Below are 13,786 nucleotides of genomic sequence, written 5' to 3' on the forward strand. Positions count from 1 at the left end.
TGCGCGACACGGCTCGGCTCCGGAACAGGAAGCCACCATCCCTCTCGCCGAGCGTTCAATCCAACAGAACTTATGGAACGAACTGATCGCGATTCCCGATCGTTCCGGGTGGCGGTGCGGCGAAGTCCGAGAACGCGGTCGGCACGACAGCACCCGCGTCGGGGCGGTGCCGGCCGCGCGATCTCAGCCTCTGCGGCCCGCCTCCGGATCCTCGGCCTCGGGCAGGGCGACGTAGATCATCACGCCGAGGACCGTCATGGCGAAGCGGAAGGCGGATTGCTGGCCGTTCCAGACCTTCGACATCCACATGCCGAACCACTCGGCGCCGATGCCCAGGAAGCCCGCCTGCCAGACCAGGAAGCCGACGCTCAGGCCGGCGATCGCCCAGGTCTTGGCCCGGTCGAAGTCGCCGCGCGGGGCCCGCAGCCGCGCCAGCATCAGCGCGACGCCGATCCAGAGCAGGAGCGCCGTGACAGCCTCCGCGGCGACGATCATCGCGAAGGCGCCGCGCTGCAGTGCCGGATCGGTGATCGCGCGGTCGGCGATGCCCGAATCCGGCAGGATCGTGTCCATCGACAGCACGTGCTGCACGAAGGCGAGGTTCACCGCCGGCTCCGTGACGTTGCCGTACACGACCAGCGTGCAGGTCAGGGCCAGGGCGCCGACGAGGGCGGCCTTCGAGAGGCGGACGGCGAGCATGGGCGGCCCTTCCAGATATGCGGGCGTCGCCTTCGGAGCCGGGCCATGGCCTCGGCCGATCGCGGTGCCCCTCAGTTCGCCTTCGCCTCGACCTCGAGCCGGTCGAGGACGGCGGCCGGTGAGCGCGCCGCGCCCAGGTCGATGAAGCCGATCCCCGCCGGCTCCCTGGACTTGGCGTGCACCACGAGCTTGCCGGGTTTCATCACGAACTGGCCCATGGCGGCGCCGATCCCCTTGGCGGCCGCGCTGTTGCCCAGGATGATCGGCACGCCGAGCAGGCTGGCGGTGACGTATTCCTTGCGCAGCTCGTCCGGCTTGAGGCTGAGATCCTTCGACTGCGCGGCCAGGAAGCGCTCGAACAGGCCGGCATTCTCGACCGTCAGGTTCAGGGTCTTGGCGCTGCCCGAGAACATCACCATGGTCGCCGCCGGCAGGGTGCCGGAGAACAGTTCGGGCCCGATGCCTCCGAGCGTGCCGGACAGGCGGACGGTGCCGATGTCCCGCCCGGAGATCGTGACCTCGCGCAGGGCGAGGTCGCGGGCTTTCTCGTCCAGGCTCGCGTCGGCCACGAGGTTGAGGTCGAGGTCCCGGTAGCCGTAGGCCGGCAGCAGGCCGAGGAGCGGCGCGCCCGCGAGCAGGTCGGCGGGCAGGCTCAGGCCGGTGAGGCTGATGCGGGTCGCGCTGGGCACGCCATCGGTCAGCGGGCCGAAGGCCAGGGCCGCCTCGCGCAGCGCGACGCGGGGGGACGGCCGCGGCGACACCGTGACCGCCAGGGGATCTGCGGTCCTGTCGGCCGGCCTGGGCTCGGGTGTCCGCGCCGACCGGCCCGGCTCGGGCAGGGCGCCGCGGGCCGGGGGCCGGACGTCGCGGGGAGGCGCCCGCTCGGCCTCGGCCTCGGGCGGCAGGTCGATCGACAGGTCGGTGAGGGTGAGCGTGCCGAGCTTCGGCGTCAGGCGACGCATCTCGACGTCGGAGAAGCCGGCGCCGCCCGTCGGCTCGGCGGCGATGCCCTGGAGGGTCGCGACGGTCGGCGCCAGGGAGGTCCCCAGCGCGGCCACGCGGCCGACATGGATCCGCAGCGCGCCGCGGGTCATCGACAGGTTGTCCAGGGTGGTACCGCCCTCGGAGCCCGAGGAGGTGTAGGCGGCCCGGCCGATCTCGAACAGCACCGGCCCCTTCGGATCGGTGTCGCTGACGCTCAGGCCCTGCATCTCCAGACTGCCGACCGAGGTGGCGTCGATGAGATCGGCGGCGGCCGCGGCCAGGGGGCGGCGGTCGCTGGCGCCGTCGAAGCCGTTCGCCACGATGGCGAAGGCGCCGCTCCAGCCGTCCGGGACCTGCCGGCCGCCGAGGTCGCGGCCGTCGAGGCGGGCGATCTTCACGGTGGTGCCGCGCGCGTCCGAGTAGGTGACGTCCGAGACCTGGATGGTCCCGTAGACGCGCTGAACCGGTCCCTTGCCGTCGCCGGGCACCGTGTAGAGCCGGCTGAGCGCGGCGAGATCCAGGTCCGTGGCGCGCACCTGACCGTAGGTCCCGGACCCGCGGTTCGGCCCCGCGACGGAGCTGACCGTCGCGCCGGCCGCCGTCAGCTCGCCGACGCGGCCGGCCCGGATGTCGCGGGCGACCACGTCGCGGTAGGTGACGGTCTGCCGGTTCTCGCCGGGACCCGCATTCTCGGAGACGAGGACCGGGACGGTCAGGCTGCCGGCGTCGAGCCGGGCGAGACGCTGCTCCCAGGGCACGTTGGAATCCGGGCGCAGGATCGCCGCGAGATCCTCCTTGGAGAGGCGCGTTCCGCTCGCCGTCAGCTTCGGTGCCTTCAGCAGGGTGCCGCCCAGCGGGATCACCACGTCGTTGACCGTCACGTCCTGGACGGCGGCGGCGCCCTCCTGCGCGGCGAGCGGCGCGGGCGCGAGGCCGAGAAGGGCGAGCGTGACGGCCGCCGCCCAGGCCGACCGGAGGCGGAGACGGGCCTTCGGGTGGTTCATGGCAGCGTCCGGACCAGGGCTCTCGCGGGGATGCCCTAGCCGTGCCGTGTTTTGCCGGGCGAGGCAATCGCGCGCGCCGGCCCGGGCGATCGAGCCGGGAAAGGTGTCGTACGAACGCAACGGCGCGGCGGCGCCGGGCCGGGCGCTACAACGAGAAGGAGGTGCCGCAGCCGCAGGAGGCGGTGGCGAGCGGGTTCTCGATCTTGAAGGACTGCCCGATCAGGTCGTTCACGAAATCGATGGTCGAGCCGCTCATGTACTCGAGCGAGACCGGATCGACGATCACGGTGGCGCCGTCGCGCTCGATCGCGACATCCTGCGCCTCGCGGGCGCGGGTGATGTCGAAGGCGTAGGAGAAGCCCGAGCAGCCGCCGCCGTTGACGCTGATCCGCAGCGACGAGCCGGCCGGCTCCGACACCATGATCTCGTTGATGCGCTTGGCCGCGCGGGCGGTCAGGGTGATCTCAGCCATCGGTCTCTGGCCACGCATTCGTTCGGTGGACGGCGCGCCCGGCCCGTTGCCGAGAGCGCCTCGACCCACAAGATATGAGCCGCAAGCCCGCGCCGCAACGCGCCGGGCGGGGAGCCGTCATGAGCAGGGTGCGTGAGTTTCAGAGCGGATGCCGTGCGACCGAACGGTGAGCGCTGGCGCGCGCCCTACGCCACCGACCCGGCCCGCACCCGGGGCCGCCTGATCCCGGAGGCCGGCTCGCCGACCCGCAGCGACTTCCAGCGCGACCGGGACCGGATCATCCACTCGACGGCGTTCCGGCGCCTGAAGCACAAGACGCAGGTCTTCGTGCATCACGAGGGCGACCACTACCGCACCCGCCTGACCCACACCCTAGAGGTGAGCCAGATCGGCCGGGCGCTCGCGCGCGCCCTCGGGCTCGACGAGGACCTCGCGGAGGCGCTGGCCCTCAGCCACGACCTCGGCCACACCTGCTTCGGCCATACCGGCGAGGATGCCCTCGACGCCTGCATGGCGCGCCACGGCGGCTTCGACCACAACGCCCAGGCGCTGCGGATCGTCACCCGGCTGGAGCGGCGCTACGCCGGCTTCGACGGGCTGAACCTCGCCTGGGAGACGCTGGAGGGCCTCGTCAAGCACAACGGTCCGCTGCTCACCGCGGACGCCCGCCCGACGCCCCGCTACGCCGCCCGCGGTATCCCGGCGGCGATCCTGGAATACGACGCGCTGAATCCCCTCGACCTGTGGAGCCAGGCCGGCCCCGAGGCCCAGGCCGCCTCCCTGGCGGACGACATCGCCTACGCCGCCCACGACCTCGACGACGGGCTGCGCGCCGGCCTGTTCGAGATCCCGGAGTTGCGGGCGGTCCCGTTCCTGGCCGCGCTGCTCGACGAGATCGACCGGCTGCATCCTGGCCTGGAGCCGTCGCGGATGATCCACGAGCTCGCCCGCCGGGTGATCACCCGCTTCGTCGAGGACGTCATCCGCGAGGGCGGCCGCCGCATCGCCGCCCTGGATCCGCAGCGCGTCGAGGACATCCGCAACGCGGATCAGCCGGTCATCGTGTTCTCGCCGGAGATCGCGGCGGCCGACGCCGAGATCATGCGCTTCCTGTGGGAGCGGATGTATCGGCATCCCGGCGTGGTGGCCGTGCGGAAGAAGGCCGACGCCATCGTCAACGACCTGTTCGCCGCGTTCACCGCGGCGCCGTCCCGGATGCCGGAGGAGTGGAGCGCCGGTCTCGACGGGGCCACCGAGGCCCGGGTCGCCCGTCGTGTCGCCGACTACATCGCCGGCATGACCGACACCTACGCGGTCCTGGCGCATCGCAAGCTCTACGCGACGACGCCGGACCTCCACTGGGAGTTGCCCAGCCGGGGCCTGCCCCTCGCCGAGCCCTGAGGGCCCGGCGCGGGGCCGGCGCGTGTCAGCAGCCGCAGCCGCAGGTGAAGCTGCCGTAGCACCCGCCGTAGCCGTAGCCACCGTAGGTGGCGGGATAGCCGTAACCGTAGCCGTAACCGCCGTAGGCGGCCGGGTAGCCGTAGCCGTAGCCGCCATAACCGTAGCCGCCGTAGACGCTGCCGGCGGCGAGCCCGAGCCCGAGGCCGATCCCCGCGCCGGCCAGCCCGTAGCCGAGGGCCCGACCGTAGCCGCCGCGGTAGCCGTAACCGTAGCCGCGCCCGTAGAAGCCGCGGGCCACGTAGCCGCTGCGGTAGCCGTAGCCACCGCGGTAACCGCCCCGGAAGCTGCCACCATAGAATCCGCCACCATGGAATCCGCCACCATGGAATCCGCCGCCGCGGAACCCGCCCGCCTCGGCACTCGGCGCGGCCAGGATGAGCGCGCAGAGCGCCGTGCCCGCAATCGTCAAGGTCTTCATCAGTAACTCCGCGATCGGCCTACTCACGATCGCCGACGATGACACCGTGTCGTCTCGTTCGAGACAAGACGGACACTGGGCGATCCGTATTCGTCGCGCGGGATAACCCGTCGGCGACGCGCACGTGGTTACCGGAGCGATGCCGTGACCGCGGATTCCGCGGGCTCGGTGCGCGGCCCGGCGCCGTGACACCCTCCCGCCCCCTTGCTAGACCGCCGGGGCGGGCGCAGGCCGGACGGGCCGGGCGACGAGACCCCCGCGCGAGCGAGATCGAGACCCATGAACATCTTCGCCCTGTTCGAGGCGCGCGTGCGCGAGGCCGTGGAGGCGCTGACCCGCGCCGGCCACCTGCCCGAGGGCCTCGACCTGGGCCGCGTGGTGGTCGAGCCGCCCCGCGACGCGTCGCACGGCGACCTCGCCACCAACGCCGCCCTGGTCCTCGCCAAGGAGGCGCGAGCCAACCCGAAGGCGCTGGGCGAGGCCCTGGCGGCGGAGCTCCGCGCGGACCCGCGGATCGTCGAGGTGAGCGTCGCCGGGCCGGGCTTCATCAACCTGCGGCTCGACCCCGCGATCTTCCACGCGGTCGTGCGCGACGCGCTGACGGCGCCGGAGGCGTTCGGCCGCGCGCGGCTGCCCGGCGGCCCGATCAACGTCGAGTACGTGTCGGCGAACCCGACGGGGCCGATGCATGTCGGGCACGGCCGCGGCGCGGTGTTCGGCGACGCTCTGTGCAACCTGCTCGTCGCCGCCGGCCGGCAGGTGACGCGGGAATACTACATCAACGACGCCGGCGTTCAGGTCGACGTACTGGCCCGCTCGGCCTTCCAGCGCTACCGCGAGGCCCTGGGCGAGCCCTTCGCGATCGCCGAGGGGCTCTACCCGGGCGACTACCTGAAGCCGGTGGGCGCCGCGCTGGCCGAGACTCACGGCCGCGCGCTCCTCGAAAAGCCCGAGGCGGAGTGGCTGCCCGCGGTGCGCGAGACCGCGCTCGGCATGATGATGGACATGATCCGGGCGGACCTGGCGGCGATCGGCATCCGCCACGACGTGTTCTTCTCCGAGCGCACGCTCCAGGAGAGCGGGGCCGTGAAGTCCCTGCTCGCGGAACTGCGCGCCAAGGGCCTCGTCTACGAGGGCCGCCTGCCGCCGCCCAAGGGTCAGCTGCCGGAGGATTGGGAGGACCGCGAGCAGACGCTGTTCCGCACCCGGGAATTCGGCGACGACAGCGACCGCCCGCTGCTGAAGTCGGACGGCTCGTACACGTACTTCGCCTCCGACATCGCCTACCACCGGGCCAAGTACCTCGCCGGCGCGACCGAGCTGATCGACGTCCTGGGAGCCGATCACGGCGGCTACGTGAAGCGCATGCAGGCTGCCGTGAAGGCGGTCAGCGACGGCAAGGCCACGCTCGACGTCAAGCTCTGCCAGCTCGTGCGGCTGTTGCGCGCAGGCGAGCCGGTCAAGATGTCCAAGCGGGCCGGCGAGTTCGTGACCCTGCGCGACGTGATCGACGAGGTCGGCCGCGATGCGATCCGGTTCATGATGCTCTACCGGAAGAACGACGCGACCCTGGATTTCGACCTCGCCAAGGTCGTGGAGCAAACGAAGGACAACCCGGTCTTCTACGTCCAGTACGCCCATGCCCGCGTCCGCTCGGTGCAGCGGCAGGCGCGCGAGGCCTTCCCGGACGCCGACCTCTCGGCCGCGGCGCTGGCCCGTGAGGCGGACCTCTCCGTGCTGAGCGACCCGGGCGAGATCGAGATGATGCGCCTCATCGCGCAGTACCCGCGGGTCCTCGAATCCGCGGCGCTGGCGCACGAGCCGCACAGAATCGCCTTCCACCTCTATGAACTGGCCTCCGCGCTGCATAGTTTCTGGAACAAGGGCAAAGACTTGCCGCAATTACGGTTTGTTAATGCAACCGACCGAAAGTCGACGTGGGCCCGGCTGGCGCTCGTCGAAGCTCTGCGGAGCACGCTGGCGGCCGGCCTTGCGATTCTCGGTGTGACCGCGCCGGACGAGATGCGATAGGCCCGAGTGCATCGGGCCGGTCTTCGGCGTTGATGTGAGGATGCTGCCATGACGAACGCTTCGCGCGCTCAGGTCGATTTGGACGCCCTCGCGCGCGATCTGCGTCAGGAGAAGGGCCAAGCGCCGCAGGCGTCCGGCAAGGGCGACCCGCTGGCGGAACTCGCCCGCATCGTCGGCCAGGACGACCCGTTCCGGGCGCTGCTCGCGGCCCGCGACGAGATGCGCGCCGTCGCGCCCGCCGCGCCGCAGCAGGCCGCCTGGAATGCCCGGGTCGAGCCGAGCTTCGCCCCGGAACCCGCCAAGGCCACGCCGGCCGACGCGTTCGACCAGTATCTCGCCTCGGTAGAGCAGGACACACACCGCGAGGGCGCCGGCTACGCTCCGGAGAGCGGCCCGACCTCGACCGGCGACGAGGAGACCTACGCGGACAGCCGCGCGCTCCGGCGCGCCAATCCGCGGCGGCGGCTCGTCTCGGTGGGTGCCGGCGTCGCCGTGGTGGCGCTCGCCGTCACAGGTGCGCTCACCTACAAGGGCCTGAGCAATTCTGGCCACGGCGGCGTGCCGGTGGTCCAGGCCGATTCCACGCCCCTCAAGGTCGCCCCGAAGGTCGCCGACGGCGTCGAGATCCCGGATCAGAATCGGCAGATCTACGACCCGAAGGGCAAGAAGGACGGCCAGATCAAGATCGTGAACCGCGAGGAGCAGCCCCTCGACGTGGCCGAGGCCGCGCGGGCGGCCCAGGGCCCGTCGCAGCCGAGCGGCGCCCAGGGCGGCACGACGCCGGGCAGCGGCCCGTTCGAGGCCTTCGGGGAGCCGCGCCGCGTCCGCACCGTGGCGGTCAAGCCCGAAGCGCCGCCCGCGCCGCCGCCGCGCGAGCAGCAGGCCGCCGATGCCGGGCCGGCCCCGATCCCCACCATGGTCCTGCCGAGCGACGAGCCGCCCGCCCCGCCGGCCCCGAAGTCCAGGCCCGTCCGCCAGACCGCCGCAGCCATGCCGGCGACCACGGCCACGCCCGTCGACGCGCAGCCGGAAGCCGCGGTCGAGCAGCCGGCGCCCAAGCCGGTGGCCGTGAAGCCGCCGCCGAAGGCCGCCCAGCGCATCGCCGCCGTCGCTCCGGCCGGGGCGGCCGCGCCCGACACCACCGCCAGCACCACGACGGACGACGACGCCGTGAAGTCCGGCCCGGTCAGCGGCTTCTCGGTCCAGCTCGGGGTGCGCAGCTCCGCCGCCGAGGCCAAGGCCGCGTTCCACCAGTTGCAGGCCAAGTACGCGCAGCTCGCCGGCAAGCCCGAGCTGATCCGGCAGGCCGAGGTCAACGGCAAGACGATCTACCGCGTCCGCGTCGGACCGCTGGAGAAGGCCCAGGCCGCGAGCCTGTGCAGCGCCCTGCAGGGCGCGGGTGGCCAGTGTTTCGTGGCCAAGAACTGATCTCCTGACGGCACCTCGCGGACGGGACGGCGTGCCCGTCCGCGGTGATCCGCGTCGCCCGTCCGACCGAGTCCCCTAGGCAACACGGGCGGCGCGATCGCCCCGGCCACCGGTCCGGGGCCCCGGTTTGGTCTTGCCGGCTCCCCGTTCCCGCCCGACTCTGTCGCCATCGATTCGCGCCGTCCGGCGGTTCCGCCGCCGTTCTCGCGCCGTCTTCGCGCCGCAACCGAGCTGTCCCCGAGTCGTTCCAGATGACCTCCCGCGCCCTGATTCTCGGCTGCACCGGCCCGTCGCTCACGGCGGAGGAGAGGGCCTTCTTCCGGGACGTGAAGCCGTGGGGCTTCATCCTGTTCAAGCGCAACATCGGGACGCCCGACGAGGTCCGCGCCCTCACCGGGGCACTCCGGGACTGCGTCGGGTCCGACCGGGCGCCGATCCTGATCGACCAGGAAGGCGGCCGGGTCCAGCGGATGGGCCCGCCCCACTGGCCGGCCTATCCGGCCGGCGGCCGCTACAGTCGGCTGAACGGCAGCGCCGCGACCGTCGCCCGGCTCGGGGCGCGCCTCATGGCGCACGACCTTGCCGAGGTCGGCATCAACGTCGACTGCGCCCCCGTCCTCGACGTGCCGGCGCCGGGCTCGCACGACATCATCGGCGACCGCGCCTACGCGACGAGTCCGGAACGGGTCGCCGAGATCGGACGCGCCGTCGCCGAGGGCCTGATGGCCGGCGGCGTCCTGCCGGTGATGAAGCACATCCCCGGGCACGGGCGCGCCACCTGCGACAGCCACCACGGCCTCCCGGTGGTCGACGCGACCCGCGCGGATCTCGCCGGGCAGGATTTCCGCACCTTCCGCGCCCTCGCAGACCTGCCGATGGCGATGAGCGCGCACGTCGTCTTCACCGCCATTGACCCCGACCGGCCGGCGACCCAGTCGGACACCGTCATCCGCGACATCATTCGCGGCGCCATCGGCTTCGACGGCCTGCTGATGACCGACGACCTGTCCATGCACGCGCTGACCGGCACGTTCCGCGACCGGACGGAGCGCGCCTTCGCGGCGGGGATCGACATCGGCCTCCACTGCAACGGCGCGCGCGCCGAGATGCAGGCTGTGGCCGAGGCGGCACCCGAACTGACCGGCGAGGCCGCGCGGCGCGCCGCCGCCGCGCTGGCGCGGCTCGACCCCGCCGGCGACGGGCTCGACGTCGCGGAAGCCCGCGACCGCTTCGCCGCGGCCCTCGCCGCCGCCTGACCTGACACACCGCGCGACGTTCCATCGCGGCCTTCCACCGGCCGTGGCATCGCCTCTGCTTGTGTTCGGGCGGCGCGATCCCTAGGTTCGCCCCGAAATCCTCAACCGGACGTGGCGTCACGCTCCCGCTTCTTCGGGGCGCCCGCAGGAGGTTGCCATGGGCAGCATGAGTATCTGGCACTGGGTCATCGTCGCGGTCATCGTGATGCTGCTCTTCGGACGCGGCAAGGTGTCCGACCTGATGGGCGACGTCGCCAAGGGCATCAAGGCCTTCAAGAAGGGCATGGCCGAGGACGAGACCCCGCCGGCGGCCCAGGCCGCGCCGCCTCCGGCCGAGCCGGTTCGCACCATCCCGCACACCGCCGAGACGAGCCCCGGCACCGCGATCCCGGCGAGTCATATCCCCGGCGGCGAGCGCAAGCCGGTCTGAGGGCGAGCTTGACTGTAGGACTGTCAGAGCGCGCGCGCTCGTGTAGAGCCTGACGGGGTCCGGCCGCCGTGCCGGATCTCGGGGCAGCAGGACCGTCGACGACATGCTGGACATGAGCTGGGGCGAGGTGATGCTGATCGGCGGCGTCGCCCTCATCGTCATCGGGCCGAAGGATCTGCCGAAGGCGCTGCGCACCGTCGGGCAGATCACCACGAAGCTGCGCCGCATGGCCGGCGAGTTTCAGATGCAGTTCAACGAGGCGATCCGCGAGGCCGAGCTCGACGACGTCCGGCGCGAGGTCGACGGCATCCGCAACACCGTCCGCACGGCGGGCTCGACCTTCAATCCGGTGCAGACGATCCGCGACGAACTGAAGGGCGCCGTCGAGGGCCGGGCCAAGATGGGTCCGGAGAAGATGGGACCGGAGATGCCCGGCCCCGAGACACCCCCGGTCGAGACCCGGTCGCTGGCCGACGCCACGGCGCAGCTGAAGGCCGAGCAAGAAGCCGCGGCGGCGCCTCACGCCGCCGATACGCATCCGGTGACGCCAGCCGGCGCGTCGGACCATGGTGCGGCGACCGAGGTCGCGGAGGCGCCCCTGCCCGTGCCCGGCTCGGTGGACGATCCGTTCGGCCCTCCGCCCGACCCGCCCGCCGCGCATCCCGCCACCGAAGAGTCCAAGAACGGCACGGCTGCCCGATGATCAGCGAGGCGGACGAGGCCGAGATCGAGGCGTCCCGGGCGCCCCTGCTCGAGCACCTGATCGAATTGCGGTCGCGGCTGATCAAGTCGCTCATCGCCTTCGTGCTGATGTTCTTCGCGTGCTTCTTCTTCTCGCGCGATATCTACAACGTGCTGGTCTACCCCTACGTCTCCATCGTGGGTGCGCAGAACGCCGAGCTGATCGCCACGCACTTCCTCGAGCAGGTCTTCACCAACATCAAGCTCAGCGTCTTCGGCGCGGCCTTCCTGGCCTTCCCGGTGATCGCGACGCAGATCTACGCCTTCGTGGCACCCGGCCTCTACCGCAACGAGCGCAAGGCGTTCCTGCCCTACCTCGTCGCCACCCCGATCTTCTTCCTGCTCGGCGCGCTCGTGGTGTTCTTCCTGGCGATGCCGCTGCTGATCAAATTCTCGGTGTCGCTCCAGCAGGTGGGCGTCGCCGGGGAGCCGACGATCAAGCTGCTCCCGAAGGTCGACGAGTACCTGTCGCTGATCATGACGCTGATCTTCGCGTTCGGCATCGCCTTCCAGCTGCCGGTAATCCTGACGCTCCTCGGCCAGATCGGGATCATCGACGCGGCGTTCCTGCGCGAGAAGCGCCGCTACGCGATCGTGCTGGTCTTCGTCGCCGCCGCCATCCTGACCCCGCCGGACGTCATCTCGCAGCTCTCCCTCGCGATCCCGATGCTGCTCCTCTACGAGGCCTCGGTGTTCTCGGTGGCGCGGGTCGAGAAGCTGCGCGCCGCGCGGCGCGTCGAGGAGGGGCTGGAGCCCTGAGCCGGCGCGCCGGGCTCAGTCCGGCGCGCGCAGGCGGTAGCCGACGCCGGTCTCGGTGAGAAGGTAGCGCGGGCGCTCGGGATCGGGCTCGAGCTTCTGGCGCAGCTGCCGGATGTAGACGCGCAGGTACTGCGGGTCCGACGAGGCCGGCGCGTGGCGCATGAGCTGCGCGTGGGTGAGCACCTTGCCGGCGTGCTGCACCAGCACGCGCAGGAACTCGTATTCCCGCGGCGACAGCTTCACCTCGCGCTCGCCGACGCGGACGATGCGGCGGACGAGGTCGACCGAGAGGTCCTCGACCCGGAAGACCGGCCGCTCACCCTGCATGGCGAGGCGATGGCGCAGGGCCGCGCGGATGCGCGCCAGCAACTCGTTCATGCCGAAGGGCTTGGTGACGTAGTCGTCGGCGCCGAGATCGAGAGCCTCGACCTTGCCGCGCTCGTCGTCGCGGCTCGACAGGATCACGACCGGCAGGTCGGGCCAGCGCTCGCGGATCGCCGCCAGGAGCGCGTGGCCGGCCATGTCGGGCAGGCCGAGGTCGAGGAGCGCGAGATCCACCCCGCCGGCCTCCAGGGCGACGAGCGCCGCGGCCCCGTCGGCGGCCTCGACGACCGCGTAGTCCTGCGTCCCGAGACCGGTGCGGAGCAGCCGGCGGATCGGCGGCTCGTCGTCGATCACCAGGATGCGGGCTATGCTCACGCGTTCCGTCCCTCGTGGCGGTCTCGGGCGGCCTATTCGGGCCGCAACAGCACGTGCCGCTTCTTGCCGAAAGAGAGCTTGATGACCCCGTCCGCGGTCACGTCGCCGCGGCCGAGGACAGCCTTCTCGTCCGTGACCGGCACGTCGTTGACGCGCAGGCCGCCGCCCTTGATCTGACGGCGCGCCTCGCTGGTGGACGGCACGAGCTTGGCGACCTCCGGCCCGAAGGCGGTGAGCACGCCGAGGCCCGCCTCCAGGGCGGCGGACGGCACGGTGACGCTCGGGAGGTCGGCGGCCAGCGTCCCCTCGACGAAGGTCTTGCGGGCGGTCTCGGCGGCGGCCTCGGCGGCCTCGCGGCCGTGCATCAGCGCGGTCGCCTCCGTGGCCAGCACCGTCTTGGCCGCGTTGATCTCGGAGCCGGCGAGGGCGGAGAGGCGCGCGATCTCCTCCATGGGCAGCAGGGTGAACAGCTTGAGGAAGCGGGCCACGTCCGCGTCCTCGGTGTTCCGCCAGAACTGCCAGAAATCGTAGGGCTTCAGCATGTCCGGGTTGAGCCAGACGGCGCCGGCCGCGGTCTTGCCCATCTTGGCGCCGGACGACGTGGTCAGCAGCGGGCAGGTCAGGGCGTAGAGCTGCGGCGTGCCCATGCGGCGGCCGAGATCGATGCCGTTGACGATGTTGCCCCACTGGTCCGAGCCGCCCATCTGCATGACGCAGCCGTAGCGGCGGTTCAGCTCCACGAAGTCGTAGGACTGGAGGATCATGTAGTTGAATTCCAGGAACGAGAGCTCCTGGTCGCGCTCCAGGCGCAGGCGCACGCTGTCCATCGACAGCATGCGGTTCACCGAGAAATGGCGACCGACGTCGCGCAGCATCTCGATGTAGTTGAGCTTGGTCAGCCACTCGGCGTTATCGACCATCACGGCGTCGCCGGCCGCGTCGCCGAAGCGGAGGAACCGGTCGAAGGTCTTGCGGATCTCGGCCTTGTTGGCGTCGATCTGCTCCACGGTGAGGATCTTGCGGGTCTCGTCGCGGCCGGACGGGTCGCCGACCCGGGTCGTGCCGCCGCCCATCAGGGCGATGGGCCTGCCCCCGGTGGCCTGCAGCCAGTGCAGCATCATGATCGACAGCAGGTGCCCGACATGGAGCGAGGGCGCCGTGCAGTCGTAGCCGACATAGGTGGTCAGCCGGCCCTCGAGGGCCGCGGCGTCGATGCCGGCGAGGTCCGAGGTCTGGTGGATATAGCCGCGCTCGGTCAGGATCCGCAGGAAGTCGGATTTCGGCGCGAAGCTCTCGGCGGTCATGGATGCCATCTCGGGTCGCGCGCTGGCGCGACAGGCCGAGGCCCCGCATGCTAGCTCGCGCTGGGTTCAGGATACGGCGCGCTCTTAGCAGGGCGTTGAC

At 71.7% G+C, this 13,786-nt stretch carries 13 protein-coding genes; 7 read left to right on the forward strand and 6 right to left on the reverse strand.

The genetic code is table 11. The annotated features are described in order from the left end of the window. Positions 1–183: 183 nt before the first annotated feature. From ACQKQD_RS15480 to ACQKQD_RS15490, 3 genes are all read right to left on the reverse strand, one after another. A complete protein-coding gene (locus ACQKQD_RS15480; protein ID WP_132366643.1) occupies positions 184–699 on the reverse strand; it encodes a DUF2165 domain-containing protein in 516 nt (171 codons plus the stop codon). A 71-nt stretch (positions 700–770) separates the two neighbouring features. After that, a complete protein-coding gene (locus tag ACQKQD_RS15485; protein ID WP_427508792.1) occupies positions 771–2,687 on the reverse strand; it encodes a hypothetical protein in 1,917 nt (638 codons plus the stop codon). Positions 2,688–2,832: 145 nt separating this feature from the next. Continuing rightward, complete coding sequence (locus tag ACQKQD_RS15490) at positions 2,833–3,159, reverse strand: HesB/IscA family protein (RefSeq protein ID WP_012319723.1); 327 nt, start codon at positions 3,157–3,159, stop codon at positions 2,833–2,835. 153 nt (positions 3,160–3,312) lie between these two features. Here ACQKQD_RS15490 and ACQKQD_RS15495 point away from each other — a divergent pair, with 153 nt between their 5' ends. Beyond that, the gene (locus tag ACQKQD_RS15495; RefSeq protein ID WP_427508793.1) at positions 3,313–4,560 is read left to right on the forward strand and encodes a deoxyguanosinetriphosphate triphosphohydrolase; all 1,248 of its coding nucleotides are present in this window, start codon (positions 3,313–3,315) and stop codon (positions 4,558–4,560) included. Between the two features lie 25 nt (positions 4,561–4,585). Here ACQKQD_RS15495 and ACQKQD_RS15500 read toward each other — a convergent pair whose 3' ends face one another. Continuing rightward, positions 4,586–5,038: a hypothetical protein gene (locus ACQKQD_RS15500; protein WP_427508794.1), complete on the reverse strand. Its 453-nt coding sequence runs from the start codon at positions 5,036–5,038 to the stop codon at positions 4,586–4,588. Between the two features lie 279 nt (positions 5,039–5,317). Between ACQKQD_RS15500 and argS the strand changes: the two genes are divergently transcribed. From argS to tatC, 6 genes are all read left to right on the forward strand, one after another. Then, complete coding sequence (argS, locus tag ACQKQD_RS15505; RefSeq protein ID WP_427508795.1) at positions 5,318–7,069, forward strand: arginine--tRNA ligase; 1,752 nt, start codon at positions 5,318–5,320, stop codon at positions 7,067–7,069. A gap of 48 nt (positions 7,070–7,117) precedes the next feature. Continuing rightward, entirely contained in the window at positions 7,118–8,497 is a 1,380-nt protein-coding gene (locus tag ACQKQD_RS15510; protein ID WP_091976498.1) for an SPOR domain-containing protein, read from the forward strand. A gap of 251 nt (positions 8,498–8,748) precedes the next feature. Then, positions 8,749–9,753, forward strand: coding sequence for a beta-N-acetylhexosaminidase (gene nagZ, locus ACQKQD_RS15515; RefSeq protein ID WP_427508796.1), 1,005 nt, complete (start codon positions 8,749–8,751; stop codon positions 9,751–9,753). A 157-nt stretch (positions 9,754–9,910) separates the two neighbouring features. Further along, entirely contained in the window at positions 9,911–10,183 is a 273-nt protein-coding gene (locus ACQKQD_RS15520) for a twin-arginine translocase TatA/TatE family subunit (protein ID WP_020092042.1), read from the forward strand. A gap of 103 nt (positions 10,184–10,286) precedes the next feature. Beyond that, complete coding sequence (gene tatB / locus ACQKQD_RS15525; protein ID WP_056528755.1) at positions 10,287–10,886, forward strand: Sec-independent protein translocase protein TatB; 600 nt, start codon at positions 10,287–10,289, stop codon at positions 10,884–10,886. Further along, a complete protein-coding gene (gene tatC, locus ACQKQD_RS15530; protein WP_020092044.1) occupies positions 10,883–11,683 on the forward strand; it encodes a twin-arginine translocase subunit TatC in 801 nt (266 codons plus the stop codon). The genes tatB and tatC overlap by 4 nt, the downstream gene beginning before the upstream one ends. Positions 11,684–11,698: 15 nt before the next feature. Here tatC and ACQKQD_RS15535 read toward each other — a convergent pair whose 3' ends face one another. Both ACQKQD_RS15535 and tyrS read right to left on the reverse strand, forming a co-directional pair. Next, positions 11,699–12,382 carry a response regulator gene (locus ACQKQD_RS15535; protein WP_091676838.1) on the reverse strand — a complete coding sequence of 228 codons (684 nt, stop codon included), beginning with the start codon at positions 12,380–12,382 and terminating at the stop codon, positions 11,699–11,701. 32 nt (positions 12,383–12,414) lie between these two features. Beyond that, positions 12,415–13,686, reverse strand: coding sequence for a tyrosine--tRNA ligase (tyrS, locus tag ACQKQD_RS15540; RefSeq protein ID WP_427508797.1), 1,272 nt, complete (start codon positions 13,684–13,686; stop codon positions 12,415–12,417). Between the last annotated feature and the right edge of the window lie 100 nt (positions 13,687–13,786).

This window comes from Methylobacterium sp. NPDC080182 (genome assembly GCF_050281105.1).
Classification (GTDB): Bacteria; Pseudomonadota; Alphaproteobacteria; order Rhizobiales; family Beijerinckiaceae; genus Methylobacterium.